This window comes from Sulfitobacter aestuariivivens (assembly GCF_014763045.1).
GTDB lineage: Bacteria > Pseudomonadota > Alphaproteobacteria > Rhodobacterales > Rhodobacteraceae > Sulfitobacter > Sulfitobacter aestuariivivens.
Genome location: NZ_JACTAG010000002.1, coordinates 73,960 through 100,315 on the forward strand (window position 1 = coordinate 73,960; position 26,356 = coordinate 100,315).

A 26,356-nucleotide genomic window follows, 5' to 3' on the forward strand; every position below is an offset into this window, starting at 1 on the left:
CCACGCCCTTTCATTCACTTCTTCTGCAGGCTTACTTGACCGTGATGCGCCCATCGGTAAATGGCTTGTAAGGCGCATTCTCAGCCAGATATTCCGCCGTGACATCCGCCAGATCGGGGCCGAAGTCATAAGGGTTCATGGCAGACTTGAACATGTCGTAGCCGTCGCCGCCGTTGCGGACATAGTTGTTTGAGACAACACCATAGACCTTGGCCGGATCAACCGCCTCACCCCCGATCATCACATCACTGACACGGCTGCCGGCAGGCTGGCTGCCGTCAAAGGCAAAGGTCATGCCCGCAACCTGCGGGAAACGGCCTGCGCCCTCTTCCACTTGGCTCACACCGTTCTCCAGAGCGGCGACAAGTGTCTCGCCCGTCACCTGGAAGGTCGACAGCGTGTTCTGGAACGGCAGCACGGTCAGCACCTCGCCCATAGTCACTTCGCCTGCATCGATAGAGGCGCGGATGCCCCCGCCGTTCTGGATCGCGACATCAATGCCCTGATCGGCCACCCGTGCCAGCATCGCATCGGCAATCAGCGTCCCCATTGAGCATTCCTGCGCCCGGCAAACCTCGCGGTCACCGCCCAGCGGCTCATCGATCGAGGTCACGACCTTGTTGCGGATCTCCTCCAGCGGGCCAGCCGCTTCGGCGATGCGCGTCACCGTGCCTTCATCCTCGGTCACGGCAGCGTCCATGATGATGGGCTCGCCCGCCGCTTCCGTGATGTTGCCCTCGTCATCGAAGGTCACATTCAGCTCCCCCAGAAACTTGCCATAGGCATAGGCCTGCACGATCGCCGTATTGCCCACCATCGTGGGGTAAGGGCCGGCCGCGCGATCACTGGTGTTGCTCAGCAATGTGTTTGAGTGGCCGCCGACAATCACATCCACCCCGGTGGTTTCCGCCGCAACCTTCTGGTCTGTGGCATAGCCAGAGTGGCTTAGCACGATGATCTTGTTGACACCCTCGGCCGTCATCTTGTCGACCTCGCCCTGCACAGCAGCAACCGGATCCGAGAAGGTGATGTTATCACCGGGGCTGGCCAATTCATGCGTGTCCTCGGGCGTGAGGCCAATCATACCAATCTTTTCGCCACCGCGTTCGATCACAACGGACTTGGCGATCTGATCTGCCAAAAGCGGCTCACCCGAGATATCGGCGTTCGACATCAGAATCGGGAATTCCACCGCATCCACAAAACCACGAAGCACTTCGGGACCATCATCGAACTCGTGGTTGCCGACGGTCATGCCGTCATAGCCCATCTGGTTCATCATCTCGGCGGCCAGCTTGCCCTTGTAGTAGGTGTAGAACAGCGTGCCCTGAAACTGGTCGCCGCCGTCCACAAGAATGGAATTGTTGGTGCGGCTGCGTGCGTCCGTAATGGCGGTCATCAGACGCGCAGAGCCGCCGAAACACTTGCCCTCTCCATTATCTTCGGCAGAGCAGGGTCCGTCATACTTCGAGATCGGCTCGAACCGGGCATGGAAGTCGTTGGTGTGCAGGATGGTCAGGTTATAATCCGCGGCGGCCATGCCCGTCGTCAGGGCAAGGGCGGCAGAGGCGGTCAGGAATCGTTTCATCGGTTTTCCCCCGTTGGAAAGTTATGCAGGCATCGTGGCGCGCCCGGTGCGGGGAGTCAAAGCGGATGTGGCCCGGTTGACGCAACGACGGACCTCATACGCAGTGATGCGTCCAACAAAGTGGCAGTGCCAAATGCAGTTTTACCTTGCAACACCGGATGCACTGCTCGTGCATCAAGCCGTCAGGGCATATCCGGGGGAACCGCTGTCTTCTCGACTTGTCGACTTATTTTGAGCTAAATTTCCTTCAGGAGTGCTTAAGACGATGAACCAAGGCCGCCAGGAACGTAGGCTGACGACAATACTTTCATTGGACGTCGTTGGGTATTCCCAACTGATGAGCAAGGACGAGAGCGGCACGGTGGCAACGCTCCAGCACTTGCGGCGATCTGAAATCAATCCCCGTGTCGACACGTATAATGGGCAGGTCATCAAACTTGTCGGCGACGGCAGCATCATCGAATTCAGCAGCGTGGTCGATGCCGTCAGCTTTGCAGTAGACGTGCAGCACGCCCTCGCAAGATCGCAATCCAAAAAGCCAGAACAGGACCGGGTCCTCTTTCGCATCGGCATCAATGTGGGCGACGTCATCGTCGATGACAAAGAGATATACGGCGATGGCGTGAACGTGGCTGCCCGGATCGAAGGTCTGGCAGACACCGGGGGGATATGCGTGTCTCAGACGGTCTATGATCATGTGAAAGACAAACTCGACCTGACCTTCCAGCCAATGGGCCCCCAGCAGCTGAAAAACATCCCCGTTCCGGTGCGGGTTTATCGGATAGAGCTGGACAGCCGTTCCCGCCACCTGACTACATATCCGGCGGTGACAACTGCCGATCCTGCTGCTGAACCGTCGAAGCCAAGGCGCTACAGCTGGGTGGCAGCAGCCCTGTTTGTAGTCTTGGCTCTCGCAGTCCTTGCATATGTGTTCCGGCCAGACGGCGCGTCCAGACCGGTGGTTGCCGTTCTGCCCTTCCATGACATCAGCCCACAAGACCAACGCGGTCTGCTGAGTGACCCGCTCAGCGATGGGATCCTCGCCTATATCGCCCGCTTTCCCGAACTGACGGTGATCGCCCGCGGCTCCAGCTTTCGATATCGCGACACGGACCGCGATCTGCGTGAAATCGGTGCGCAGCTTGACGCAGACTATCTGCTCGAAGGCAGCCTGAATTTCGATGGGCAAAGGATCATCGTGAACGCCGCACTGGTCGATGTCAGCAAGAATACGCAAGTGTGGGCGGATCAGATCACGGACGATATTGACGATCTGATGGTCTTGATCGCCGATATCGGTCAAAGGGTCGCCTACCAGGTAGAGGACTATCTTGGTCAGGTGCGCGTCGCGCAGCCAGGACCATTCAAGGCGGATGCGCTGCTGATGACCATGAAAGCACGACGCGCAACGATGCGCGGTCTGTCAAAAGAGAGCAACGACGCTGTCATTCAGATGAACCGCGAAACAATAGAGCTATATCCCGACGAAGCCTGGGGCCACCTGGCGATGGCCTTTGCACTTCGCACCCAGGTCCGCTTTGGGTGGGCAGATGATCCCGAAAAAACGCTTGCCCAGGCCGTCCGTCATGGAGAAACCGCCGTCAGGCTCGATCCGGGCAATTATTCGACCTACTTCGCGCTGGGCCGGGTGCGGTTGCAGCAGGGTGACCATCCCCGCGCAATCGAAGCCCTCGAAAGGGCCCTGTCGCTCAATCCGTCCACAGCCGATGCCCTGAATGCGCTCGCACAGGCGCATTTCTATCAGGGAAGAAACGAAAAGGCCCTCGAAATCCTCGCTGAATCGGCCCGTATCGACCCGCTGCCCTCATTTGTGCATTCGTGGATATTGGCGTGGGTGCTGTGGCAGGATGAGCAATGTGAAAAGGCCAGCGAAGCTTTCGGCAAGATCGCGTCACCGCCGCCTGCATCCCAGAAACTTGCCTCGGTGATCGAAACGTGCCTTGGCAATACAGAGGCAGCGCAGGCAGCTCTTTCTGCCTTTCTGGAGGCGACGCCGGACTGGACAATCGCAAAGGAAACCAAGCTGCAAGAAAACGTCTGGACCTATGAAACCGGTCGCGAACGCTGGATCGAAAATCTCGCTGAGGCCGGACTGCCAAGCGGCTGATCACCCGGTTTCTTCTGCTCATTGCCCGTCCAACGCCGTAACCCAGGATCCCTGTGCGAAACGCCGGACCCACCCCTTGCCTGCACCGATGAAACCGCTTGACCCCACCCCGCACCAGATGCATCACCCTGACATGTTGATCTTCAAAATATTCCGCACCGAAGAATGGACCGCCCTGCGCAAGGACGGCGTGACCGATGGCGCGCCGATTGATGTGGCCGATGGGTATGTGCATTTCTCCACCGCCGCGCAGGCCGAAGAAACCGCGGCCAAGCACTTTTCGGGTCAGGATGGTCTGTACCTTTTGGCCGTGGATGCCGGTGCATTGGGCGATGAACTGAAGTGGGAGGTATCGCGCGGCGATGCGCTGTTCCCACATCTCTACCGCAAACTGCACCTCAAAGACGTCGTTTGGGCCCAGCCGCTCCCCTTGGCAAACGGCGTCCACCAGTTTCCCGCAGGTCTGGCAGAGGCCGAGGCGTGACCGGGTACATCGACCCCGAGCGCGCGCAATTCGATGCCTTCAAGGCGCTGAACCGTGATCAGCCGATCCAGATGCTGAATCTCGTGGCATTCAATGACCGCGCCGCCTACCCCAGCGATCACGCGTTGGCCGATACCGGCCTTACTGGCGCACAAGCCTATGCCAACTATGGCGCTGAAACCGCACCGATTCTGGCCCGCGTTGGCGGCAGCATCGTGTGGCGGGCCCGGTTCGAGACGACGCTGATCGGCCCCACCGATGAGGTCTGGGATGCAATGTTCATTGCGCGCTACCCCACAGCACACGCCTTCCTTGCGATGGTGTCGGACCCCGCGTACCAAAAGGCAGTCGTGCACCGGCAGGCCGCTGTGCGCACCTCCCGCCTGATCCGATCCGAAGGCCTGACACCCCTGGAAAGCTTTGCATGAGCGCGCTGATCGAACGGCTGGGCCTGATGGCCCTGCACAGTGTCGATCCTGAAACGGCACATGGGCTGGCGGTGCGTGCCTTGCAGGCGGGCCTCGCACCATCCCCCGGCCCCATCAGCACCTCCCGCCTCACGACGCAGATCGCTGGGATCGACCTGCCCAACCCGGTGGGCCTCGCCGCCGGCTTTGACAAGAACGCCACTGTCATCGCCCCCCTGTCGCGCGCAGGCTTTGGCTTTATAGAAGTGGGGGCCGCCACGCCCCTGCCCCAGCCCGGCAATCCCAAACCACGCCTGTTTCGCCTGACCGAAGATGCCGCCGCCATCAACCGCTTTGGCTTTAACAACGAAGGGGCTGACGCCATCGCCGCAAGGCTTGCGACCCGTGGCGCGGGCGTGCCCGTGGGGCTTAACCTTGGCGCCAACAAGACCAGCACGGACCGGGCCGCCGATTTTGCAAAGGTGATGGTCGCCGCGCGCGATCACGTGGACTTTGCCACCGTCAACGTATCCTCCCCCAACACGGAGAAACTGCGCGATCTGCAAGGCAAGGCCGCCTTGGCCGGTCTCCTTGAAGGGGTCATGGACGTGCGGGGGGCCACGCCGGTCTTCCTCAAGATCGCGCCTGACCTCAGCGACGCGGAAATCGCAGATGTCGCAGAAGTCGCGGCGCACGCGGGCGTCGCGGCAATCATCGCCACCAATACCACGCTGGACCGCGACGGTTTGACCAGCCCCCACGCGGGCGAAACCGGAGGGCTCTCCGGCGCGCCGCTCTTTGAGAAATCCACCCGGGTGCTGGCGCGGCTGTCTGCACAAACGGATATCCCGCTGATCGGCGTGGGCGGCGTCGGATCGGCAGCACAGGCCTATGCCAAGATATGCGCCGGGGCCTCGGCGGTCCAGCTTTACACAGCACTGGTCTTTCAGGGCATGTCGCTTGTCTCCGAAGTCGTAAACGGCCTTGAAACGCTCTTGGCCCGGGACGGGTTCGCACACGTCAGCGACGCCATCGGCTGCAAAAGGGACGACTGGACATGATCACGATCTGGCACAATCCGCGCTGCTCCAAATCGCGCCAGGCACTTGCCCTGATCGAAGCGGCAGGCATAGACGTGACGGTGCGCAAATATCTCGAAGACGCGCCCGGGGTGGCAGAGCTTGAAACGGCGCAGCAGGCCCTCGGTCTCACCAGCGCCATCGACATGATGCGCACCGGCGAAAAGGTGTTCCGGGAACTGGGCCTGTCCAAAGACACCCCTGATACCGATTTGCGGAGTGCCATGGCCACGCACCCCATCCTGATCGAACGGCCCATTGTCTTCAATGCAGGCAATGCCGTGGTCGGCCGCCCTCCTGAGGCCGTAAAAGCCCTGCTCTAGGGTCGGGCCCGGCGGTTCATTGCCGCACCGGGGCCGCTGCCGCCTCCAACGCCGGGTATTTCCAGGCCAGTGTCGCGGCCCGCACCACAAAGGAAATCATCAGCGCAATCCACAGCCCGTGATTGCCCAGCGCGGGAACCAGCACAGCGGCGCAAGCCACATAGACCGCGAAAGAAATCGCCATCATGTTGCGCATATCCTTTGTCCGCGTGGCACCGATAAAGATGCCATCGAACATGAATGCGGCAACGCTGATCACCGGCACGGCAACGATGTACGGCAGGAACACACGCGCCATCGCCTGTACGTCTTGCGCCTTGGCCATCGTGTCAATCAGTGCGGGACCCGCGACCAGAAAGAACAGCGACAACAGCGCAGAGACCGCAAAGGCCCAGCCAGAGGCCACAATCGCCGCGCGTCGCAAGACCGCACGCCGCCGCGCGCCCATCGCCTTGCCCACCAGCGCTTCGGCGGCAAAGGCAAACCCGTCCAACCCGTAGGCGGTAATCATGAAGAACTGAACCAGCACCTGATTGGCAGCCAGCGTCACATCCCCCATCGACGAGCCGATAAACAGAAACGAGATAAAGATCCCTTCCAGCAGCAGCGACCGCACCAGAATATCGCCATTCACCCGCACCATATGCAGCCAGCGCGCGCCATCGAACACGCGGTCCCATGTGCGCCACAGCACATCCCTGAAAACTGCCCGGCAGAACCACAGGCCCATCGCCGCTCCGCTCCATTCGGCCAGAAAGGTCGCGATGGCCACGCCCTGCACACCCCAGCCCAGCCCCAGCACAAACCACAGGTCCAGTACGATGTTCAGCCCGTTCATCCAGACCTGTATGACCAGAACTGCACGGGTACGTTCCTGCGCGATCAGCCAGCCGGTGATCGCAAACAGTGCAATGGCCGCTGGTGCTGACCAGACGCGAATGGTCATGTACTGACGCGCGAGGGTCTCGACCTCCGCCGACGCGGGCGACGCCTTGAAGGCCAGCCAGAATAGCGGCACCTGCAACAGCATCACGGCCAGCCCCGCCCCCGCCCCGATCAGCAAGCCACGGGTCAGCAGCGCCGCCACTTCGCCGTCATCCCCGTTGCCTGCCGCCTGCGCCGTCAGCCCGACGGTCCCCATGCGCAGAAACCCAAAGACCCAATAGAACGCTGACAGCAGGATCGCCCCCAGACCCACCGCCCCAATCGGCGCGGCAAGGCCCATCTGTCCGACCACACCGGTATCGACCGCTCCAAGGATCGGCACGGTGGCGTTAGACAAAACGATCGGCAGCGCAATATTGAGGACACGCTTGTGGGTAATCGCCGCGCGCGCGTCAGCGTTGCTTTGATCCACCGCCAGCCGTTCAGTTTGCGTCAGATCACCCGGCATCGACGGGCTTGCGCTGCGGCATCACGAAATGCCCCGTCGCCTGCGCGTACAGACGCGAGCGGTTGTCCTGCCACCCTTCCACATGCACGCTGGCATACCGTCGGCCTGACCGATTGATCCGCGCCCGCGCGTAAGCGTCACGCGGCAAGCCTGAGCGCAGGTAGTCGACGGTAAAATCAATGGTTTTCGGCAGACGCGGCAAATGATCGGCATCCAGCGTTTTCACATCCAGTGTCCCGCTTTCCATGTCTTCCCAGATCAGGCCCCAGCTCAGCGTGATGATGGCGGTCACCTCAAGAAACGCCGCAGTGGCTCCGCCATGCAGCGCAGGCAGCAACGGGTTGCCGATCAGCGTTTCCTTGAATGGCAGGATACCGGTCAGTTCATCGCCCCGCCTCTCGAACTGAATGCCCAGAAACTGAATGTAGGGCACATCCTCCACCAGCGTGCGCAGCACCTTGTCGCGGCGCTCTTTGACAACCTGCATCGGCTCAGGGCGCGGGCGCGTGTTCATAGCTTGCCCTCCACCGTGAAGGTGCCTGTGGCGGTCGCCACCGGGTTTTCGGCGTCCGCATCGGTGGCCGTGGCGCGCACAAAGGCCACCGACCGGGTCACATGGTAACAGGTCGCTTTGGTTGTGATCCGCTCGCCCGGCTTGGCCGCGCGCAGGTATTCAATGCGCAGATCCATTGTCGCCGTGCCTGCTGGATTGCTTGGATGGCTCATCACCGCCGCACCGCAACAGGTGTCCATCAGCGCCGACACCGCCCCGCCATGCACAACGCCTGTCTTGGGATCACCCACCAGCTTTTCGTCATAGGGCATCGCGATCACGGCCACCCCGCCGCCAAGTTCTTCCAGCTCCATCCCCAGCGCGATCGAGTGGGGCAGCGCCTCGATAAACTGACCGGCGGCTTTATTCTTTTCGCTCATGATGGCATTCCATTGGGAAATTTTCACCTTTATCTGCGCGGGCTTCGCAAAGGGCAAGGTCATGCGTTGCGCTTGCGTCCCCGCCCGCATAGCTTATCCCGCAAGGAGAGAGACCGATGGCCGAAGACCGCCTCACTTTCAAAGAGATGTGTGCCGAGTTCGATGTGACGCCCCGCACATTGCGTTACTACGAATACATCGAACTGTTGCAACCGGACCGTGAGGGCCGCGCGCGGTATTATGGCCCGCGCGAACGCGCACGCATGACGCTTATCCTGCGTGGTCGCAAATGGGGCTTCGCGCTTGAGGATATCCGCCAGTGGCTGCTGATCTACGAAAACGAAGGATCAGAGGCGCAGATGCAGACCTGGGTCGAAATGTCGGGCTATCAGATCAAAGAACTGGAAGACCAACGCGCGCAGCTCGATGAAGCGATCGAAGAGCTGAAAAAACTCCGCGCGGATACAGCCGCATCCCTGAAATAGCCGTCTGATCCGCGCGCAAACAGGCCTGCAATCCCATTTACACCCGCAGGATTCGCGACACTAACCGCCGAAACTATGGGAAAAAGAGCACACTTTCCGCCTGCAACCCATGGCTGAAGCGCTTGCACCCCAAATGCGCCGCTGACCCGCTCCTTTCCCCCTGACGCTGGTGTTTCCCCACGCTTTCAGCACCTTACCTGCGCTGCACCTACGTCACCCTCGCAAGTGACGTGACGTCTCGGTTACGTCAACGTCAACGCTTGTTGTAAAAAATCTCAAAGCGCCACACATCGGGCTCAGAAGTTGAACCCGAAGACGAAAGTTGTGACATGACAACCGAAACCATGACCATCCGCCAGATGTGTGACGCATTCGACGTCACCCCGCGGACATTGCGCTTTTACGAAGCCAAGGAACTGCTGTTCCCGATCCGGGAAGGCCAGAAACGCCTTTTCACCAAGCGCGACCGTGCGCGTCTCAAGCTGATCCTGCGCGGCAAGCGCTTTGGCTTCAGCCTCGAGGAAATCCGCCAGTTGCTGGACCTTTATCATATGGGTGACCAGCAGCAGACGCAGATCCTGCGCTCTTATGAAATCGCCAAGGAACGCCTTTCCGACATGGAAACGCAGCGTGACGAGCTGAGCGAAGCCATTGACGATCTGCGTGGCCAGATCAAATGGGGAGAGAAGATGATCGCCTCCATGCAGCAAAACCGGAGTGCCGCAGAATAGGCGCATATCCCACCCCGACAAAAACAGAATTCAACGACGGAGATCCAGATGCCCAGTTATACAGCCCCCACCAAAGACATTCAGTTTATCCTGCATGACCTGCTGAAAGTCACTGAATCGGAGACCCCGGGCTACGCCGATCTGGAAGCCGACTTTACCGCAGCGATCTTTGAAGAAGCGGGCAAGCTGACCTCCGAAGTCCTGACCCCCCTTAATGCGGTCGGCGACAAGGAAGGCTGCAAACTGGAGAATGGTATCGTCTACACACCAAAGGGCTTCAAAGAAGCCTTTGGTCAGGTGAAAGAAGGCGGCTGGACCGGTCTCGACATGCCCGAGCAGTACGGCGGCCAGAACATGCCGGTCGTCATCGGGTCTGCCGTGGGTGAATTGTTCTCCTCGTCGAACCAGGCGTTCACCATGTATCAGGGACTGACCCATGGTGCGGCATCGGCCATTCTCGCACATGGCACAGATGCGCAGAAAGACACCTATCTGCCCAACATGGTGTCCTGCGAGTGGACAGGCACGATGAACCTGACCGAACCGCACTGCGGTACCGATCTGGGCCTGATGCGCACCAAAGCCGTCCCGCAGGACGATGGCAGCTACAAGATCACGGGTCAGAAGATCTTTATCTCCGCCGGTGAACACGACATGGCCGACAACATCATTCACCTGGTGCTGGCCAAAATCGAAGGCGGCCCCGAAGGCATCGCCGGTGTCTCGCTCTTCATCGTGCCCAAGTTCATGGTCAACGAAGACGGTAGCCTCGGCGAACGCAACGGCGTCTCTGTCGGCTCCATCGAAGAAAAGATGGGCATCCACGGCAACTCTACCTGCGTGATGAACTATGACGACGCGACGGGCTTCCTGCTGGGTCAGGAACACAAGGGCATGCGCGCCATGTTCACCATGATGAACGAAGCGCGTCTGGGCGTTGGCATGCAAGGCCTGAGCCAGGCCGAAGTGGCCTATCAGAACGCGTTGGAATACGCCAAGGACCGCCTGCAGGGCCGTGCCGTCACCGGGGCGGAACATCCTGACAAGCCTGCCGATCCGCTGATCGTGCACCCTGATATCCGCCGTTCTCTGATGGATCAGAAAAGCTTTGCCGAAGGCGCGCGCGCATTCATCCTGTGGGGTGCCACCATGATCGATGCCTCGCACCGCAATGGCGACGAAGCCGCCGAAGGGCTGGTGTCACTGCTGACGCCCGTGATCAAGGGTTTCCTGACCGACGTCGGCTACGACATGACCGTCAAGGCCCAGCAGGTTTATGGCGGGCACGGCTACATCGAAGAATGGGGCATGTCCCAGTTCACGCGCGACGCCCGGATCGCCATGATCTACGAAGGCGCCAATGGTGTTCAGGCTCTCGACCTGGTGGGCCGCAAACTGGCCCAGGACGGCGGCAAGCACGTGATGGCGTTCTTTGATCTGGTCAAAGGCTTCATCAAGGAAAACGCCGGTCAGGATGACGCTTTTGATGTCGACTTCCTTGAGCCCCTGAAAGCGGCCTCCAAGGACCTGCAATCGGCGGGCATGTATTTCATGCAAAACGGCGCCAAGAACCCCAACAATGCGCTGGCAGGGTCCAACGACTTCATGCACATGTTCGGTCATGTCTGCCTTGGCCTTATGTGGGCCAAGATGGGTCTGGCCGCCAAGGCCGCACTGGCTGGCGGGGCGTCTGACACCGCGTTTTACGAAACCAAGCTGGCAACGGGTCGCTACTACATGGCCCGCCAGTTGCCCGCGACCACGCTGCACCTCAAGCGCATCGAATCCGGTGCGGACACCGTCATGGCACTGGAGGCCGCAAACTTCTGATCGCATGGGAGGAGGCGATGAATACGCTGCGCGAACTTGTGTTGATGCTGTCCACGTTTATGTGGATCGGTGCCGGCACCTGGATCATCACAGCACTCATCGCCTCCGACACCTCAATTTCCGGAGACCAGGCCGCTGAAATGGCCCCCTCCACCTCTTACTTTGTGTTTGGCATTGGCGTTGCAGTTTTCATCCTCGTCACTGTCTTTTGGAAAAAGAAGAAGGAGCCCTGATGCCTGAGCGCGGCCCCCTGAAATCCCGGATCTCCGCCCTTGTGGTGGCCGCTGGATTGCTTTTTCAGGCCGCGACGCTGCACGCTCAACAAACGGCCATCCTTCCAGAACCACGCGCCCTGACCGCCTTTGCCGCCGCCGACGGTTATGCAGACATGACCCCGGATCGCTACGGCACCCCGGCCAGCCCGAAAACCGATGAGCTGGGCCTCTACCTGCTGCTGCGTATGTTCCGCACCACCTGCATGGGCCTTGAACGCGGCAAAAGCCTGGCAGACGTGATGCCGAAAGACTTCTTTGTCACCGGATCAAGCCGCTATCTCCTCGGGCCGGATGCCACGCCTAAGGGAGAGACCATCGTGCTCTCTTCCACCGGCGACATCGCGCTGGACGAAGACAAAGGCCACCCCGCCATCTGGATCGAACCCAAGGCGCAATCAGTCGTGTGTTCGGCCCAGTGGCGCATGCCCACACAGATCACGCCAGAGCAACAGGCAATCTACGCCGGGTTTCTGTCTGATTGGGTGCCGTTTGAACTGGCCCTTGTCCGTGCGACCCGCCCCATTGACGGGACCGATCCCGGCGTGACCGCACTGATCGAAGGCGATCGCCCCTGTGGCGACGCATGGTGCCCGGTGTCGATCCTTTACAGCCTTCGCCGCGGGGATATCAGCCTGAAAACGGTGCTGAACACCGCCACAATCAACGGAATGCCCTGATGCCCAAACGCTTCCGCCTGACCCGCCGCTTCCCGGTCGCCATGACCGAAGACGGCTATCGCCGCCTCAAGAAATTCAGCGCCGATGCGGGATTGGACGAAGGCGAGGCGCTGTCGTTTCTCTTTGAGAATTTCAACAGCGTGATGAACGAAGAAAACCTGATTGCACGGCTGCGGCTGTTCAATTCCGAAATAGACAGCAGAAAACGGTGACCGCGGTGAAAGACATGACACAGACCTCCTCAAGCTGGATGACAGAAGAACACCGCATGATTGCGGACATGACGGCGGATTTCATCAACACTGAATGGGCGCCCAAGTTCGAGAAATGGCGCAACCAGGGCGAGATGGATCGCGAAACCTGGAATGAAGCGGGCGAACTGGGTCTGCTGTGCCCCTCCCTTCCCGAAGAATACGGCGGGCCAGGCGGTGATTTTGGCCATGAGGCCGCGATTCTCATCGAGATGAGCCGCGCCAATCTCGCGTCATGGGGCCATCCAATCCATTCCGGCATCGTCGCCCATTACATCCTCGCCTACGGAACCGAAGAGCAGAAAAAACGCTGGTTGCCCAAGATGATCAGCGGCGAACTGGTCGGTGCGCTGGCCATGACCGAACCCTCCACCGGGTCGGACGTGCAGGCGATCAAGACCCGCGCCGTACGCGATGGCAATGCCTACCGCCTGTCGGGGCAAAAGACCTTCATCACCAACGGTCAACACGCCAATCTGATCATCGTCGCGGCCAAGACAGACCCGTCACTGGGCTCAAAGGGCGTCTCAATGGTGGTGCTCGAAACCGACGGTGCCGATGGTTTCCAGCGCGGGCGCAACCTTGAAAAGATCGGACTGCACGCCGCCGACACCTCCGAGCTTTTTTTCGACAACGTCGAAATCCCCCCCGAAAACATCCTCGGCCAAGAGGAAGGCCGCGGCTTTTACCAGATGATGCAGCAATTGCCGCAGGAACGTCTGATCATTGCCTGCGGCGCAGTGGGTGCCATGGAAGGCGCGGTTGAACGCACGGTCGCCTATTGCAAGGAACGCGAAGCCTTCGGCGGCCCGCTGACCCAGTTCCAGAACACAAGGTTCCAACTGGTCGAATGCAAGACCAAGACCATGGTCGCGCGCGCCTTTCTGGATGAATGCATCTCGGACCATCTGCGCGGCGAGCTCAGCGTCGAAAAGGCCGCAATGGCAAAGTACTGGATCACCGACACCCAGGGCGAAGTGCTGGACACCTGCCTGCAGATGCACGGCGGCTACGGTTTCATGGCCGAATACGACATCGGCCAAATGTGGTCGGACGCTCGTGTCCAGCGCATCTACGGCGGCACGAATGAAATCATGAAGGAACTGATCTCGCGCAGCCTCTGACGGCAACGCGTGCTTAAATCAAGGATTAGGTATTTGAAAAAGGGTGAAATTGGGGGCTGTCGTTCTTCCGTTTCACCCTTTGGAAATACCTCCCGGGGGTCCGGGGGTGGGAAACCCCCGGGTCCGCCATCGAAAAAAGGAGCGACCCATGACCATCAAACTCCACTGCTTCGGCGAAAGTGGGAACGCCTACAAGGCGGCCCTCGCGCTTGAGATGTCCGGCCTTGATTGGACCCCGGTTAAGGTCGATTTCTTTGGCGGCGAAACCCGGTCCGAAGAGTACAGGACAAACATAAATCCCATGGGCGAAGCGCCAGTGATGATCGATGACGACGTGCGCCTGACACAATCCGGCGTGATTCAGGACTACGTCTCTGAGATGTCAGGCCAATTCGGCGGCAAAGACGCGACCGAGCGCCGCGAGATCCTGCGCTGGGTTCTTTGGGACAATCACAAGCTCAGCTCGAACGCCGGGCTGACGCGTTTCTTGATGAACTTCCTGCCACTGGAGAAGCAACCCAAAGAGGTTATCGGTTTCATGCAGGGCCGCCTCAAGGCCGCCTATGCGGTGCTGAATGACCACCTTGAGGGCCGCAACTGGATTGTGGGGGATGGCGTCACCAACGCCGATCTGAGCTGCTGTGGATACCTCTACTATCCTGAACCCTTCGGCTTTGACCGCACCGAATGGCCACACATCGACGCCTGGCTCACACGCCTGTCCGAACAACCCGGCTGGAAAGCCCCCTACGATCTGATGCCCGGCAGTCCTGCTGACCGCGCCTGAAACAACGATAAACCGGAGTACACCAATGACCGAAGCCTACATCTATGACGCCCTGCGCACCCCGCGCGGCAAGGGTCGCAAGGACGGCGCCTTGCACGAAGTGACCGCCTTGCGGCTCTCTTCGCAGACACTGAATGCTGTCAAGGAACGCAACAACCTGGAAGGCCACGCCGTCGAGGACGTGATCTGGGGCAATGTCACACAAGTGATGGAGCAGGGCGGCTGCCTTGCGCGCTCTGCCGTGCTGGCCTCTGATCTGGATGAACGCATCCCGGGCCTTGCGATCAACCGTTTCTGCGCCTCTGGCATGGAAGCCGTGAATTTGGCCGCCAACCAGGTCAAGGGCGGCGCAGGCGACGGCTATATCGCCGGTGGCGTCGAAATGATGGGCCGTGTCGCCATGGGTTCGGACGGGGCGGCCATTGCCGTTGATCCGACCCTCGCGATGGAGCAATACTTTGTGCCCCAAGGCATCTCCGCCGATATCATCGCGACCGAGTACGGCTATTCGCGTGATGACGCTGATCAGCTGGCCGTTGCCTCCCAACAGCGGGCTGAGGCGGCGTGGAAAGACGGGCGGTTCGACAAATCCGTGATCACCATCCGCGATCAAAACGGTCTGACGATCCTGGATCACGACGAATACATGCGCCCCCAGACCGATATGCAAAGCCTCGGCGCGCTCAATCCCGCGTTCCAGCAAATGGGCGAGGTGATGCCAGGATTTGATAAGGTCGCTTTGCTGAAGTACCCGCATCTGGAAAAGATCCAGCACATCCACCACGCAGGCAACTCGTCTGGCATCGTGGACGGCGCCGCAGCCGTGTTGATCGGCAACAAGGAATTTGGGGAAAAGCACGGGCTGAAACCCCGCGCCCGGATCCGCGCCACCGCCAAGATCGGCACCGACCCCACCATTATGCTGACCGGCCCCGTCCCCGTCACTGAAAAGATCCTTGCCGACAATGGCATGAGCATCGGTGACATCGATCTGTTCGAGGTGAACGAAGCCTTCGCAAGCGTCGTCATGCGTTTCATGGACGCCTTTGATGTGGACCATGACAAGGTCAACGTGAACGGCGGCTCCATCGCGATGGGTCACCCGCTGGGTGCCACTGGTGCGATGATCATCGGCACGCTGCTCGATGAGCTTGAGCGCGCGGACAAGGAAGTTGGCCTTGCCACGCTCTGCATCGCCTCCGGTATGGGTGCTGCCACCATCATCGAGCGGGTGTAAATCTGATGCGGCAGGTGAACGGGCAAACAGCACAGCAGATCGCGGAAGTATCGCTTGAGATCACGGGCAAGGCCCTGCTCAGCGATGATTTCGCGACCTTTGCCGCCTGCTTTCACCTGCCCCACAGCATTGAAACCCCCGATCACAAGCGTGTCCTCAACACGCCCGAGGACCTCAGGTCGATGTTCGACGCCGTTGCCGAAGACTACCGCCGCAAGCGTGTCACCGAACTGGTGCGCTATTGCGAGGTCGCCGCTTTCGAAAGCGAGACGCGGATCAAGGCCACGTACATGTCGCACATGCTGGCGGGGGATCAGCGGGTCCATGACCCCTTCCCCATCTTCTCGGTGCTCGAATTCATCGATGGCCGCTGGCAATGCGTCTCCAGCCAATATGCGGTCGACACAAACACAACAGTTGGGCGCGCGATAGCCGCATCCGCCCAGGACGACTGATCAGACAGGAAAACCAAATGACCGATTTCACAATGAAAACCGACGGCGACGGTATCGCCACCATTACTTGGGACGTCGCAGACAAGACCATGAATGTCATGTCTTTCGAAGGGCTTCAGGAACTTGACGCCCTCATCGACGAGGCGCTGGGGGACGAGGCCGTCAAAGGCGTGATCATCACCTCTGGAAAGGAGGGCAGCTTTGCCGCCGGTATGGATCTCAACCTGCTAGGTGCGATGCGCGAAAGCGCGGGCGACGACCCGGCCAAGGGCTTCTTTGAAGGCATCATGAGCACCCACCACCTGCTGCGCAAAATCGAGCGGGCGGGCATGGACCCCAAGAAGCTGAAGGGTGGCAAGCCCATCGCCTCGGTTCTGCCCGGCACTGCCGCAGGCATCGGGCTGGAACTGCCGCTGGCCACACACCGCATCTTTGCCGCTGACAATCCAAAGGCCCGCATCGGCCTGCCGGAAATCAAGGTTGGCATCTTCCCTGGTGCGGGCGGCACTACCCGTCTGGTGCGCAAACTGGGCGCGATGGCAGCCTCCGGCTATCTGCTGGAAGGCAAGATGGTCCCCCCTGCCGCCGCCGCAAAGGCCGGCCTGATCGACGAGGTCAGCGATGATCCGATGGCCGCCGCGCGCGACTGGGTGCTGAATGCCACGGACGCCGATCTGGTCAAACCCTGGGATGCGAAGGGCTACAAAATGCCCGGCGGCGCACCTTATCACCCCGCTGGTTTCATGACATTTGTCGGCGCTAACGCGATGGTCAACGGCCAGACCAAAGGTGTCTACCCTGCGGCCAAGGCCCTGTTGTCGGCAGTCTATGAAGGTGCGCTCGTGCCCTTTGACACAGCCCTCAAGATCGAAGCGCGCTGGTTTACAAATGTCCTGATGAACCCCTCATCCGCCGCGATGATCCGGTCGCTCTTTATCAACAAGGAAGCGCTGGAAAAAGGCGCTGTGCGCCCCACGGGCATCCCCGATCAGCGCGTCAAAAAGCTTGGCGTTCTGGGCGCGGGCATGATGGGCGCGGGCATTGCACTGGTCAGTGCGCAGGCGGGCATCGAGGTCGTGTTGGTTGACCGCGATCAGGAAGCCGCGGACCGTGGCAAGGATTATTCGGCCAAGTACATGGACAAAGGAATTGCGCGCAAAAAGGCCACGCCGGAAAAGAAAGAGGCATTGCTCAACCTCATCACCGCAACCCCCGATCTGGACGCGCTCAAGGGTTGCGATCTGATCATCGAAGCGGTGTTTGAGGATCCCGAGGTCAAAGCAGAAATGACCAAAAAGGTGGAAGCGATCATTCCCGAGGACTGCATCTTTGCCTCCAACACCTCGACGCTGCCGATCACCGATCTGGCGCAGGCCTCCTCGCGCCGCGAGCAGTTCATCGGCATCCACTTCTTCAGCCCTGTCGAACGCATGCTGTTGGTGGAAATCATCAAAGGCAAGGAAACCGGTGACCGTGCGGTGGCCAAGGCGCTGGATTATGTGCGCCAGATCAAGAAGACCCCAATCGTCGTCAACGACGCGCGGTTCTTCTATGCCAACCGCTGCATCATCCCTTACGTCAACGAAGGCGCGCGGATGATCACCGAAGGTGTCGCCCCGTGGCTTGTCGACAACGCAGCCGCGATGCTGGGCTTCCCAGTCGGGCCGATCCAGCTGACGGATGAAACCTCCATCGATCTGGGGGCCAAGATTGCCCGCGCCACCAAAAAGGCCATGGGCAACGCCTATCCCGCCTCTGGTGCCGATGATCTGATCTTCTGGATGGAAAAAGAAGGCCGCATGGGCCGCAAGGCTGGCAAGGGCTTTTTCGACTATGACGAAAAAGGCAAGCGGATCGGTTACTGGAAAGGCATGCAGGACAAATATCCGCTGTCCGAAGGCCAGCCGGATGTGCGCGAAGTCCAGGACCGCCTGATGTTCGTTCAGGTGCTCGAAGCGGTCCGCGCGCTGGAAGAAGGTGTGCTGATGGACATCCGCGAAGGCGACGTGGGCGCGATCCTGGGCTGGGGCTTTGCGCCATGGTCCGGCGGCCCACTCAGCTGGCTCGACATTATCGGCACACCCTATGCCGCAGAACGTTGCGACCAGTTGGAGGCCGAGTTCGGCGAACGCTTCAAATGCCCTGACCTGCTGCGCGAGATGGCCGAAAAGAACCAGACGTTCTATGGCCGCTTTGGTCCGAAGGCCGCAGAAGAGGCCGCCTGAAACAAGTAATACGCACCATCAAAGGGGCGCCTCGTGCGCCCCTTTTTCTTTGCCAGCTATCCGGCGAGGTTCGGATGTCCATAGGCTTCCGGATAGGGCATCGGATGGTGCGGCCCGAGGGGCACGACCCCATTCCACGACCGCCCGAAATATCCCTGCCGGCAATGCAACAATGATCCGCTTTCTGCCACGCCTGGCAGGCTGTGTACCCGGCACAGCCACCGCCACAAATGCGGAAAATCCAGAACGCGTGCGCCATTCAGCTTCATCCGCACGTAATAGACCGGGTCGTGCCGATAAAGCGTCGGGAAAAGCCGCAGATCTGCCTCGGTGAACCGATCGCCCGTCAAAAAGGGCCGGTTATCAGCCGCCAGCCGCTTCTCCAGCCCGTCCAGCGTGTCGAAATACCGCTGAAACGCCGCAGCATAAACTGATTGATCCGATGAAAAACCGGCCTTGTACGCGCCGTTGTTGATCCCGACATAGATGACTTCGTTCAGCGCATCGATCTCATCGCGCACCGCAGCATGCGCGGACCCGGACGGATAAAGATCGGGCCGGGCATCGTCTGCAATTTCACTGCCAAGCGCACGGGCCTGTGCGTTCAACATGCGCACGATATCGGCACTTTCATTGGTGACGATCCGCTTACTCTTTTTGTCAAATAGCACCGGCACGGATTTCTCTTCTGACCCTTCGGCCTGATAGATCTGCCGCACCAGACGCATCGCCTGCCCTGTCGCCGTCTCGACCGTGCACTCCGGCAGTGTCTGCCCCGTCAGGCTGGCGGTGCGATCCGGATTGAACTCCCAATGATTGGGCCCCTCGGGATCATCTTCAGAGGTCCGGTTGGGAAAAGCCACATCCATGGTGATGCTGCCGGTCAATCCCAGCACGCTGCGCGCCAGAGTCACGCGGTGGCACCACGGACAGTTCAGCGCGACATGCAAATGGTACCGACCCGGCTCAGCGGGAAACGCCGCGTCCTCTCCGATGACCGAACGAAACCCGCTGACGCCGCGCACGAACTCTCCGCTGGCCCGCCGAGCTGCCGCATCCTTTTGAGATTCCTCGACCGATTTGTCTGCCATTCATCACGACCCATTCTGACGGACCGGCGATTTTCGCTGCTCCCTATTTACAAGTGTCTCAAAAACCGCGCGGTACCGCCAGATGCCGCTGTGCAGACACCCTGTTCACAGATGCACGGACCAGCCGTTTCGCCCCAAAAAGACCAGATCAAGAAAACCACTTGCAACGAATCTCATAACGCCCTTCAATTGTCTTACATTTAGACCACCACGACGGTTCGCCCCATTTCAGCGGTTCAACCGGCCAGCGATAGGCCGGGATAACGACACAAATACCGACGCGACACCGACGTAATACCGACGTAATACCGAAAGCCCTTGGGAGGATATTTTCATGAACCTGCGACCCGATCCCACGTTTCATCCAACTGCACAGCTTGCCATGCAGGCCCCGGTTGAAAACTATGCATTTACCGTGATGCTCAGCCCTGATGGTGAACAGTCCGACGGGATTGCCGTCGTTGACGTGAACCCGAAATCCGACAGCTACGGCCAGATCGTGCACAAGGTCATTGTCCCCCATAAGGGCGATGAATTTCACCACTTCGGCTGGAACGCCTGTTCGTCTTCGCTGTCGCCCCTGACCGGTCACGCCTTTCTGGAACGGCGCTATCTGATCGTGCCCGGTATCCGGTCCAGCCGCATCTACATCATCGATGTGAAGGACCCGCTGAAGGCGAAGATCCACAAGACCATCGAACCCGAAGAAGTCTTTGCCAAGACCGGATATTCCCGCCCCCACACGATCCATTGCGGGCCCGAAGGCATCTATGTCTCGACACTTGGCGGCGGCGGTGAAGACGGCACGGACGGCCCTCCGGGCATCTTCATTATGGACTGCGAAACCTTTGAAATCATTGGCCGTTACGAGATGGATCGGGGCGAGCAGGACAAGCACTATGACTTCTGGTGGAACTTGCCACAGGACTACATGGTCAGCTCTGAATGGGGCCTGCCACCTCAGTTCGAAGGCGGCATCGTGGCCGAGGATCTGCTGAGCAACAAGTACGGCCACAAGATTCATTTCTGGGATCTGCGTGCGCGCAAAAATATTCAGACCATCGACCTGGGGGAAAACCACCAGATGGCGCTGGAAATCCGGCCTGCCCATGACCCGGCCAAAGCCTATGGCTTTTGTGGCGTGGTTGTCGACACCACCAATTTGCAGGGCTCAATCTTTACCTGGTGGCGTGATGACGACGGGAAATGGCAGGCCAGGAAAACCATCACCATCGACCCACGCCCCGAGGATGCCGACAACCTGCCGGAGTTGCTCAAGGGCTTTGGCGCCGTGCCACCACTGGTCACCGATATCGACCTCAGCCTCGATGACAAATACCTCTATGTCGCCTGTTGGGGCCTGGGCGAGATGCATCAATACGATGTCTCCGACCCGATGAACCCCGTCCTCGCCGGCAAGGTCGAAGTCGGCGGCATCGCGCGTGGCGCGGCACACCCCAACGGCAAGCCCTTTGCCTATGGGCCGCAGATGGTCGAAATCAGCCGCGACGGTAAACGCGTCTACTGGACGAATTCGCTCTATTCCACTTGGGATGATCAGTTCTACCCCGATGACGAAGGCGGCCAGATGGTCATGGCAAACAATGACGAGAACGGCTTTCATCTGGACAAGGACTTTTACGTCGATTTCCCTGAAGGGTTACGGTCCCACCAGATCCGGCTGGAGGGGGGCGATTGCTCTACCGACAGCTTCTGCTATCCGAACGTCTAAGTCTTGGACGATCCGGCCTCAGTGGCGGCCCTTTGGGGGGCCGTCATTTTTTCTGGAATTTACCATGGCGTGAATCCCGGCATGGGCTGGCCGCTTGCGGTGTCGGCAGCCCTGTTTGAGCAAAAGACCGCAGCCCTATTGCGCGCGCTGGTGGCGCTGGCTGTCGGTCATTTTCTGGCAATGACGGCAATTCTGTTGCCGTTTTCCATGATGACGGCGCTTGTCGAATGGGAGCAGCATTTGCGCATCGGCGCCGGTCTGCTCGTGATTGCATTGGGGTTTTATCTACTGATCAACCGAAGGCATCCGCGCTTTCTGGCGCGGGTGAAACCGACACGCCTGGCGCTGTGGTCCTTTCTGGCAGCCATGGCCCATGGCGCCGGCTTGATGCTGGTGCCGATCTATCTGGGGCTTTGCGCGATCGACGAACTGGACGCCGGTCATCAGGCGGCAGGCGCGCTGATGGCCAGCAATATGGGCACTGCGGTTTTGGTGGCTGTGGCACATACGGCGGCGATGACCCTGGCGGGTGGCGCACTGGCTGCGGGCATGTACTTCTGGCTGGGTCTCAAGTTCCTGTCAAAAACCTGGTTCAATCTGGATGTGGTCTGGGCGTTGAGCCTTGTCCTTGTCGGTCTTTTCGGAATCTGGAGCGCCGTTTAGATCCCCATGCAACAAATGGACTTTCCCGCTTCCACGAGCTGACCCAAAGACAAAAGGGCCACCGCGCGGCGACCCTTTTATCAGACTTGGGGCAGACTTTTGCCGATCCCCCTCCAAAGGGACAGGCAAAAAAAGTCGTCAGTGCGCAGCCATCCGGCCACCCCCTGCACCGCCCGTCGCAAGCATTCTGTCTTCCATCACCATACATTCTGCCAGCCACGCTGCATCGCGCGGTCCGAGCACGTCATAGCAGGCCGGGGTTCCGTCAATCAGTGTATCAAGTGCGATAACCGGTGCCGGGCAATGCACCAGCGCACCGCCGTCTGCGTAGATCACCTGCTCTTTTTCAAAGTACACTGCGATCAGTTCAATCTGCTGAGCAGGTGCGGCGCGGGTAATGCCCCGCACGCCATCCAGACTGTGCGCAGGGATTACGGCAAATGGATCGCCAAAAACATCCGAAGCCGCGTCGCTTTCCACCAGCACCCCCTGATCGGCAAGCAAAGTCATTTCCTGCCGATTGCCCAGCGCACCGACAGGTATGGTCACCGGCCACAGGGCGGCATCGGTATGAGGGGCATCCGTCCAGAAGGTCATGCGACGAATTTCAGTGATTTCCTGCATGCCGTTGTCAAATGTCAAAACTTTGTCGCCAATTGCCAGCGCTTCGATCGGACGCCAGCCAAGGTTTGATGCAACGACTGTGCCAGCCATCAGGCCATGCGTTTGGGTCGCAAGGCCCCCATCGTAGGCGCCCGTCATTTCCAATGCACGGCGGTTGATCCCATTCGTGCGATTGTTCCATCCAAACATAACATCCATCCCCCACGTGACGCGTCCTGGCAGGGACGCTTTGCAGCCAATAAGGTCAGTTGGATCGATTCTCGTGACCCTGCTTAGTCAGGAAAATGGCACGATTGCGGCATTGTTGCGGCCTTGAATAACAATGCTCAGCCTTCAGCAGAAATTGAACCTAAACAGAGACCAATACCGAGTGATCTATCGGTCAATTATCGAAATTTAACCGGCTACTCAAAGGTGTAGCGAAATGTCTCGATGTCTTCTGCACAGCAGTCTGCCACGATATCGTGCAGATGGTCGGTGTAATATTGCCTATAGTCTGGTGCCCGATCCGACTGATTGACCTTCGGCAGAGAAATCTCGAAACCAAGGTGCGCCATGAGGGGCCGGGCATCGGCCGCGAAATGCTCCAGCCTGATGCAGCACGCTGCATGTTCTTGCCCGGTCGCATCCGTCAGGTAGCGTCGCGCAGGCCAGTTTTTCAGAGTGCCTTGTGTGTGGCGCGCCCGCAGGAACCCGGCAAAGTCTGTGGCCTTGGCCAGCTCCACCGCCGGGTGATCAAAGCTTTGGTCGCGCAGCCAATGATAGTAACTGACAACCCGGTCCCACGGATTGCGAACTAGCGTAAAACAAAAGAACCCGGCCAGTTCATCTGCGCTGAGCAACCCGTCAATGTCGGACAACGTGCTGTGTTTCCAGAGCCTGCCGCGCGTCTTCACATCTTTCAGACGCCTTTTGCGCTTGCGCGCCTTGGGCGTGTCGCCGATCAGGATGTCATCTTTCATCGCACGGGCCTCAAGCGCCAGCGCAAGAGAGGTGCCACCGGTTTTCGGAATATGAACAAAGATGAAACTGCGGCCGCGGCTGATGATCATGCAGCGGTCCCCGGCACTGGGTCTGGCACAGGCGGCGCGGATCGCAGGGCGATGATCATCCCCGCTGCTGCAATGAAGGCCATACCCATCAACCCCAGCATCGGCACCGTTTGCCCCCAAAGCACCCAGGCCCAGAAACTGGCAAAGACCAGCAAGGCGTACTCGAACACCGCGACCTGGCTTGCCTCGCCCAGAAGATAGCCCCTGAAGATGAGACCGATGCCGATCAGGGATCCAACCGCCTGCACCCCGAACCAAAAGAGCATTTCGGCATCAAGAGGGCCCCAGCCCCGCAGGACAAATCCCGCATGGCCAGTCGGGGCACCCTCCCACGGGACCATGAAGACGCCGATAGCGCCGAAGATCCCGAGCATCCCGAAAAAACCTGCTGTCAGGGTCATCGTGGTTTCCCCTTCACACCAGGCCCGCGTGGCCACCGCACCGATGGCATAGAGCAACCCTGCGAAAACCGGCAGAAACGCAACCGGATCAAGTGCCGCGGGATCAGGCCGGATGACCAGCAGCGCCCCGACAAAACCCAGCGCCACAGCGCCCCATCGGAAGGGCCCGACCCGCTTGCCTTGAAAGACGACCGATATCACAACCACAAACAACGGAGAGGTGAACAGCCCTGCCACAACCACCCCGATGGGCATGATGGACAGACATCCAAAATAGATCAGCATCGCACCTGCCTGAAACAGGCTGCGACCCACGACGGCCCATGGGCGTTTGGGCCGCAGAGAGCCAAAGCCGATCATGACGATCAGTCCCAGCAGACCAATCGCCATCACGGACCGGACCATATGAAACTGCCAGAGCGACCCGCGTTCTGATATGTAGGGCACGAAGTTATCCGTCAGCCCAAGGGCAAACATTCCGCCCAGCACGCTGAGCGCGGCCAGCCCCGGTCGCACCACGTTTGTCGTCATCAAAGGCCCTGCGTTCGCTTTTTGCGCTTCAAAAGATCGTCTTTCATCGCAATACTCCCCTTTTATAGCGACTTATCGGCAAGGAGAAAGCGACATGGGCTGGATGCAAGACGAGACAGGCCTGGAAAAATGCGCTGCCAATCATGTGCCGCTGACGCCGTTGTCGCACCTGCAGCGGGCTGCGCTGGTATTTCCGGATCATCCTGCAGTCATCTACGGTAAGCACCGGGTCAATTACGCCCAATACCACGCGCGCTGCTCACAATTGGCCGCCGCCCTTATCAACATCGGCGTGGCGTCGGGTGATGTGGTCGCGACCCTGATCCCCAATCTGCCCGCGCAGGCCGAAGCACACTTTGGCGTGCCTGCTTGTGGTGCCGTACTCAATACCATCAACACACGGCTCGACATTGGTACGGTGGCCTATATCTTTGATCACGGCGGCGCCAAGGTTGTTCTCGTGGACACCCAATTCATGGATCTGGCGGAAGCAGCCTGCGCGCAGATGGATGGCACACCGCCCAAGATCATTGAGGTTGCCGATGCCGGCGCAGGGTATCCCGCGACAGGAAGGCACCCGGAATACGAAGACGTGCTTGCCGCCGCAGACGCCACCATTGAGTGGGTCATGCCCGAGGATGAATGGGAGAGCCTTGCGCTTAACTACACATCCGGCACGACGGGGCGGCCAAAGGGTGTGGTTTATCACCACCGCGGGGCCTACCTGATGACAATGGGAACGGTGATCTCATGGCGGATGGTCATGCATCCGGTGTATCTGACCATTGTACCGCTTTTTCATTGCAACGGCTGGAACCACACGTGGATGATGCCGATGCTGGGGGGCACCATTGTTTGCTGCCGCGATATATCAGCAGCAGCCGTCTACGATGCCATCGCGGATGAAGGTGTCACGCACTTTGGCGGTGCACCGATTGTTCTCAACACTATCGTCAATGCGTCCGAGGCCGACCGCCGTGTGTTTGATCACACGGTCGAGGTGTTTACGGCTGGCGCACCCCCTGCGCCTGCAACCCTCAGCAAGATCGAAAAGCTTGGTTTCAATGTGACCCAGGTTTACGGGCTGACCGAAACCTATGGGCACGTCACCGAGTGCCTCTGGCAACCCACCTGGACAGGCAAAGAGGGGTCCGATCGCGCGGCAATCAAGGCGCGGCAGGGCGTGGCCATGCCGATGATGGAAGACATCACCGTGCTGGACGCGGATATGGCGCAGGTTCCCAAGGACAGCAGCACGCAGGGTGAAATCATGATGCGCGGAAACGCCGTGATGAAAGGGTATCTCAAGAACCCCGATGCCACCGCTGAAGCCTTCAAGGGCGGCTACTTCCACTCGGGCGATATCGCGTTGCAACATCCGGACGGATACATCCAGATCGCCGATCGCGCCAAAGACATTATCATTTCTGGTGGCGAAAACATCTCGAGCGTCGAGGTAGAAGGCGTCCTGATGGGACATCCGGACGTGAACCTTGCTGCCGTCGTGGCCAAGCCCGACGAAAAATGGGGTGAAGTGCCCTGTGCTTTCGTGGAACTCAAACCGGAGGCAAGCGCCGACGAGGCCGCGCTGATCGCATTCAGCCGCGAAACCCTCGCCGGATTCAAAACGCCCAAAAAGGTCGTCTTTCAGGAGCTCCCAAAGACCTCGACGGGTAAGATCCAAAAGTTTGAGTTGCGCAAAATCGCGGCTGCGCTCTGAAAATTCTGGTCTGTTCGGCCTCAGGGATGCCAAAGCAGCACGCCCAGCGTGCATTTGGGCGGGCTCACCCTTGCCACAGACACCAATGAAAGAAATCGCGGCAAAACTGCACCCTTCGTATCCCTTCGGC

The 26,356-nt window shown here is 59.6% G+C and carries 27 protein-coding genes; 19 read left to right on the forward strand and 8 right to left on the reverse strand.

Annotated features, from left to right (window positions below):
- Nucleotides 1-31: 31 nt before the first annotated feature.
- Nucleotides 32-1,588 (reverse strand): bifunctional metallophosphatase/5'-nucleotidase, encoded by a 1,557-nt coding sequence (locus tag H9Q16_RS10070; RefSeq protein ID WP_191075308.1) that lies wholly within the window; start codon nt 1,586-1,588, stop codon nt 32-34.
- A gap of 265 nt (nt 1,589-1,853) precedes the next feature.
- Between H9Q16_RS10070 and H9Q16_RS10075 the strand changes: the two genes are divergently transcribed.
- The 5 genes from H9Q16_RS10075 (at nt 1,854) to arsC (ending at nt 6,009) form a co-directional block, all read left to right on the forward strand.
- A complete protein-coding gene (locus H9Q16_RS10075) occupies nt 1,854-3,716 on the forward strand; it encodes an adenylate/guanylate cyclase domain-containing protein (RefSeq protein ID WP_191075309.1) in 1,863 nt (620 codons plus the stop codon).
- A 133-nt stretch (nt 3,717-3,849) separates the two neighbouring features.
- Nucleotides 3,850-4,200 carry a DUF952 domain-containing protein gene (locus H9Q16_RS10080; RefSeq protein WP_191075310.1) on the forward strand — a complete coding sequence of 117 codons (351 nt, stop codon included), beginning with the start codon at nt 3,850-3,852 and terminating at the stop codon, nt 4,198-4,200.
- Nucleotides 4,197-4,628 (forward strand): DUF1330 domain-containing protein, encoded by a 432-nt coding sequence (locus H9Q16_RS10085; protein ID WP_191075311.1) that lies wholly within the window; start codon nt 4,197-4,199, stop codon nt 4,626-4,628. Before H9Q16_RS10080 ends, H9Q16_RS10085 begins: the two co-directional genes overlap by 4 nt.
- Nucleotides 4,625-5,668, forward strand: coding sequence for a quinone-dependent dihydroorotate dehydrogenase (locus H9Q16_RS10090; protein WP_191075312.1), 1,044 nt, complete (start codon nt 4,625-4,627; stop codon nt 5,666-5,668). The genes H9Q16_RS10085 and H9Q16_RS10090 overlap by 4 nt, the downstream gene beginning before the upstream one ends.
- Nucleotides 5,665-6,009 carry an arsenate reductase (glutaredoxin) gene (gene arsC / locus H9Q16_RS10095; protein ID WP_191075313.1) on the forward strand — a complete coding sequence of 115 codons (345 nt, stop codon included), beginning with the start codon at nt 5,665-5,667 and terminating at the stop codon, nt 6,007-6,009. The genes H9Q16_RS10090 and arsC overlap by 4 nt, the downstream gene beginning before the upstream one ends.
- Before the next feature lie 16 nt (nt 6,010-6,025).
- Here arsC and H9Q16_RS10100 read toward each other — a convergent pair whose 3' ends face one another.
- The 3 genes from H9Q16_RS10100 to H9Q16_RS10110 are packed head-to-tail and all read right to left on the reverse strand — an operon-like array spanning nt 6,026 to nt 8,335.
- Complete coding sequence (locus tag H9Q16_RS10100; RefSeq protein ID WP_191075314.1) at nt 6,026-7,402, reverse strand: MATE family efflux transporter; 1,377 nt, start codon at nt 7,400-7,402, stop codon at nt 6,026-6,028.
- The gene (locus tag H9Q16_RS10105) at nt 7,392-7,916 is read right to left on the reverse strand and encodes a PaaI family thioesterase (RefSeq protein WP_191075315.1); all 525 of its coding nucleotides are present in this window, start codon (nt 7,914-7,916) and stop codon (nt 7,392-7,394) included. Before H9Q16_RS10105 ends, H9Q16_RS10100 begins: the two co-directional genes overlap by 11 nt.
- Nucleotides 7,913-8,335, reverse strand: coding sequence for a PaaI family thioesterase (locus tag H9Q16_RS10110; protein WP_191075316.1), 423 nt, complete (start codon nt 8,333-8,335; stop codon nt 7,913-7,915). The genes H9Q16_RS10105 and H9Q16_RS10110 overlap by 4 nt, the downstream gene beginning before the upstream one ends.
- A 116-nt stretch (nt 8,336-8,451) precedes the next feature.
- Between H9Q16_RS10110 and H9Q16_RS10115 the strand changes: the two genes are divergently transcribed.
- The 11 genes from H9Q16_RS10115 (at nt 8,452) to H9Q16_RS10165 (ending at nt 18,412) form a co-directional block, all read left to right on the forward strand.
- Nucleotides 8,452-8,820, forward strand: a complete 369-nt coding sequence (locus tag H9Q16_RS10115) for a MerR family transcriptional regulator (protein ID WP_191075317.1) — start codon at nt 8,452-8,454, stop codon at nt 8,818-8,820.
- A gap of 329 nt (nt 8,821-9,149) precedes the next feature.
- The gene (locus H9Q16_RS10120; RefSeq protein ID WP_191075318.1) at nt 9,150-9,551 is read left to right on the forward strand and encodes a MerR family transcriptional regulator; all 402 of its coding nucleotides are present in this window, start codon (nt 9,150-9,152) and stop codon (nt 9,549-9,551) included.
- 48 nt (nt 9,552-9,599) lie between these two features.
- Nucleotides 9,600-11,381, forward strand: a complete 1,782-nt coding sequence (locus H9Q16_RS10125; RefSeq protein WP_191075319.1) for an acyl-CoA dehydrogenase C-terminal domain-containing protein — start codon at nt 9,600-9,602, stop codon at nt 11,379-11,381.
- Nucleotides 11,382-11,398: 17 nt separating this feature from the next.
- The gene (locus tag H9Q16_RS10130; RefSeq protein ID WP_191075320.1) at nt 11,399-11,614 is read left to right on the forward strand and encodes a hypothetical protein; all 216 of its coding nucleotides are present in this window, start codon (nt 11,399-11,401) and stop codon (nt 11,612-11,614) included.
- Nucleotides 11,614-12,333 carry a hypothetical protein gene (locus H9Q16_RS10135; protein ID WP_191075321.1) on the forward strand — a complete coding sequence of 240 codons (720 nt, stop codon included), beginning with the start codon at nt 11,614-11,616 and terminating at the stop codon, nt 12,331-12,333. Before H9Q16_RS10130 ends, H9Q16_RS10135 begins: the two co-directional genes overlap by 1 nt.
- Nucleotides 12,333-12,545 carry a hypothetical protein gene (locus H9Q16_RS10140; protein ID WP_191075322.1) on the forward strand — a complete coding sequence of 71 codons (213 nt, stop codon included), beginning with the start codon at nt 12,333-12,335 and terminating at the stop codon, nt 12,543-12,545. The genes H9Q16_RS10135 and H9Q16_RS10140 overlap by 1 nt, the downstream gene beginning before the upstream one ends.
- A gap of 14 nt (nt 12,546-12,559) precedes the next feature.
- Nucleotides 12,560-13,708 carry an acyl-CoA dehydrogenase family protein gene (locus H9Q16_RS10145; RefSeq protein ID WP_191075323.1) on the forward strand — a complete coding sequence of 383 codons (1,149 nt, stop codon included), beginning with the start codon at nt 12,560-12,562 and terminating at the stop codon, nt 13,706-13,708.
- 148 nt (nt 13,709-13,856) lie between these two features.
- Nucleotides 13,857-14,495: a glutathione S-transferase family protein gene (locus tag H9Q16_RS10150; RefSeq protein WP_191075324.1), complete on the forward strand. Its 639-nt coding sequence runs from the start codon at nt 13,857-13,859 to the stop codon at nt 14,493-14,495.
- 25 nt (nt 14,496-14,520) lie between these two features.
- Complete coding sequence (locus H9Q16_RS10155; protein ID WP_191075325.1) at nt 14,521-15,732, forward strand: acetyl-CoA C-acetyltransferase; 1,212 nt, start codon at nt 14,521-14,523, stop codon at nt 15,730-15,732.
- Between the two features lie 5 nt (nt 15,733-15,737).
- Entirely contained in the window at nt 15,738-16,187 is a 450-nt protein-coding gene (locus H9Q16_RS10160; RefSeq protein WP_191075326.1) for a nuclear transport factor 2 family protein, read from the forward strand.
- 17 nt (nt 16,188-16,204) lie between these two features.
- Nucleotides 16,205-18,412: a 3-hydroxyacyl-CoA dehydrogenase NAD-binding domain-containing protein gene (locus H9Q16_RS10165; protein WP_191075327.1), complete on the forward strand. Its 2,208-nt coding sequence runs from the start codon at nt 16,205-16,207 to the stop codon at nt 18,410-18,412.
- 56 nt (nt 18,413-18,468) lie between these two features.
- On the opposite strand, the gene H9Q16_RS10170 is transcribed toward H9Q16_RS10165, so the two are convergent.
- On the reverse strand, nt 18,469-19,503 hold the full coding sequence (locus tag H9Q16_RS10170; RefSeq protein ID WP_191075328.1) for a glutathione S-transferase C-terminal domain-containing protein: 1,035 nt from the start codon (nt 19,501-19,503) through the stop codon (nt 18,469-18,471).
- Between the two features lie 334 nt (nt 19,504-19,837).
- Between H9Q16_RS10170 and H9Q16_RS10175 the strand changes: the two genes are divergently transcribed.
- Entirely contained in the window at nt 19,838-21,235 is a 1,398-nt protein-coding gene (locus H9Q16_RS10175; RefSeq protein WP_191075329.1) for a selenium-binding protein SBP56-related protein, read from the forward strand.
- A 3-nt stretch (nt 21,236-21,238) separates the two neighbouring features.
- On the forward strand, nt 21,239-21,898 hold the full coding sequence (locus H9Q16_RS10180) for a hypothetical protein (RefSeq protein WP_191075330.1): 660 nt from the start codon (nt 21,239-21,241) through the stop codon (nt 21,896-21,898).
- Nucleotides 21,899-22,036: 138 nt separating this feature from the next.
- On the opposite strand, the gene H9Q16_RS10185 is transcribed toward H9Q16_RS10180, so the two are convergent.
- The 3 genes from H9Q16_RS10185 to H9Q16_RS10195 all read right to left on the reverse strand — a co-directional run bounded on the left by H9Q16_RS10185 (nt 22,037) and on the right by H9Q16_RS10195 (nt 24,506).
- Nucleotides 22,037-22,711, reverse strand: a complete 675-nt coding sequence (locus H9Q16_RS10185) for a Hint domain-containing protein (RefSeq protein ID WP_191075331.1) — start codon at nt 22,709-22,711, stop codon at nt 22,037-22,039.
- Between the two features lie 215 nt (nt 22,712-22,926).
- Nucleotides 22,927-23,574, reverse strand: a complete 648-nt coding sequence (locus H9Q16_RS10190) for a sulfotransferase family 2 domain-containing protein (RefSeq protein WP_191075332.1) — start codon at nt 23,572-23,574, stop codon at nt 22,927-22,929.
- Nucleotides 23,571-24,506, reverse strand: coding sequence for a DMT family transporter (locus H9Q16_RS10195; RefSeq protein WP_191075333.1), 936 nt, complete (start codon nt 24,504-24,506; stop codon nt 23,571-23,573). The genes H9Q16_RS10190 and H9Q16_RS10195 overlap by 4 nt, the downstream gene beginning before the upstream one ends.
- Before the next feature lie 94 nt (nt 24,507-24,600).
- Here H9Q16_RS10195 and H9Q16_RS10200 point away from each other — a divergent pair, with 94 nt between their 5' ends.
- A complete protein-coding gene (locus H9Q16_RS10200) occupies nt 24,601-26,226 on the forward strand; it encodes an AMP-binding protein (protein WP_191075334.1) in 1,626 nt (541 codons plus the stop codon).
- Nucleotides 26,227-26,356 lie beyond the last annotated feature (130 nt).

Excerpts from the sequence above, each read along its gene's own strand:
- H9Q16_RS10195 (WP_191075333.1), bottom strand. The coding sequence starts at position 24,506 with ATGACGACAAACGTGGTGCGACCGGGGCTGGCCGCGCTCAGCGTGCTG.
- H9Q16_RS10145 (WP_191075323.1), top strand. The coding sequence starts at position 12,560 with ATGACACAGACCTCCTCAAGCTGGATGACAGAAGAACACCGCATGATT.
- H9Q16_RS10185 (WP_191075331.1), bottom strand. The coding sequence starts at position 22,711 with ATGTTTGGATGGAACAATCGCACGAATGGGATCAACCGCCGTGCATTG.
- H9Q16_RS10190 (WP_191075332.1), bottom strand. The coding sequence starts at position 23,574 with ATGATCATCAGCCGCGGCCGCAGTTTCATCTTTGTTCATATTCCGAAA.
- H9Q16_RS10170 (WP_191075328.1), bottom strand. The coding sequence starts at position 19,503 with ATGGCAGACAAATCGGTCGAGGAATCTCAAAAGGATGCGGCAGCTCGG.
- arsC (WP_191075313.1), top strand. The coding sequence starts at position 5,665 with ATGATCACGATCTGGCACAATCCGCGCTGCTCCAAATCGCGCCAGGCA.
- H9Q16_RS10160 (WP_191075326.1), top strand. The coding sequence starts at position 15,738 with ATGCGGCAGGTGAACGGGCAAACAGCACAGCAGATCGCGGAAGTATCG.
- H9Q16_RS10155 (WP_191075325.1), top strand. The coding sequence starts at position 14,521 with ATGACCGAAGCCTACATCTATGACGCCCTGCGCACCCCGCGCGGCAAG.
- H9Q16_RS10080 (WP_191075310.1), top strand. The coding sequence starts at position 3,850 with ATGTTGATCTTCAAAATATTCCGCACCGAAGAATGGACCGCCCTGCGC.
- H9Q16_RS10120 (WP_191075318.1), top strand. The coding sequence starts at position 9,150 with ATGACAACCGAAACCATGACCATCCGCCAGATGTGTGACGCATTCGAC.
- H9Q16_RS10075 (WP_191075309.1), top strand. The coding sequence starts at position 1,854 with ATGAACCAAGGCCGCCAGGAACGTAGGCTGACGACAATACTTTCATTG.
- H9Q16_RS10100 (WP_191075314.1), bottom strand. The coding sequence starts at position 7,402 with ATGCCGGGTGATCTGACGCAAACTGAACGGCTGGCGGTGGATCAAAGC.
- H9Q16_RS10175 (WP_191075329.1), top strand. The coding sequence starts at position 19,838 with ATGAACCTGCGACCCGATCCCACGTTTCATCCAACTGCACAGCTTGCC.
- H9Q16_RS10125 (WP_191075319.1), top strand. The coding sequence starts at position 9,600 with ATGCCCAGTTATACAGCCCCCACCAAAGACATTCAGTTTATCCTGCAT.
- H9Q16_RS10140 (WP_191075322.1), top strand. The coding sequence starts at position 12,333 with ATGCCCAAACGCTTCCGCCTGACCCGCCGCTTCCCGGTCGCCATGACC.
- H9Q16_RS10130 (WP_191075320.1), top strand. The coding sequence starts at position 11,399 with ATGAATACGCTGCGCGAACTTGTGTTGATGCTGTCCACGTTTATGTGG.
- H9Q16_RS10200 (WP_191075334.1), top strand. The coding sequence starts at position 24,601 with ATGGGCTGGATGCAAGACGAGACAGGCCTGGAAAAATGCGCTGCCAAT.
- H9Q16_RS10105 (WP_191075315.1), bottom strand. The coding sequence starts at position 7,916 with ATGAACACGCGCCCGCGCCCTGAGCCGATGCAGGTTGTCAAAGAGCGC.
- H9Q16_RS10110 (WP_191075316.1), bottom strand. The coding sequence starts at position 8,335 with ATGAGCGAAAAGAATAAAGCCGCCGGTCAGTTTATCGAGGCGCTGCCC.
- H9Q16_RS10165 (WP_191075327.1), top strand. The coding sequence starts at position 16,205 with ATGACCGATTTCACAATGAAAACCGACGGCGACGGTATCGCCACCATT.
- H9Q16_RS10150 (WP_191075324.1), top strand. The coding sequence starts at position 13,857 with ATGACCATCAAACTCCACTGCTTCGGCGAAAGTGGGAACGCCTACAAG.
- H9Q16_RS10070 (WP_191075308.1), bottom strand. The coding sequence starts at position 1,588 with ATGAAACGATTCCTGACCGCCTCTGCCGCCCTTGCCCTGACGACGGGC.
- H9Q16_RS10115 (WP_191075317.1), top strand. The coding sequence starts at position 8,452 with ATGGCCGAAGACCGCCTCACTTTCAAAGAGATGTGTGCCGAGTTCGAT.
- H9Q16_RS10135 (WP_191075321.1), top strand. The coding sequence starts at position 11,614 with ATGCCTGAGCGCGGCCCCCTGAAATCCCGGATCTCCGCCCTTGTGGTG.
- H9Q16_RS10090 (WP_191075312.1), top strand. The coding sequence starts at position 4,625 with ATGAGCGCGCTGATCGAACGGCTGGGCCTGATGGCCCTGCACAGTGTC.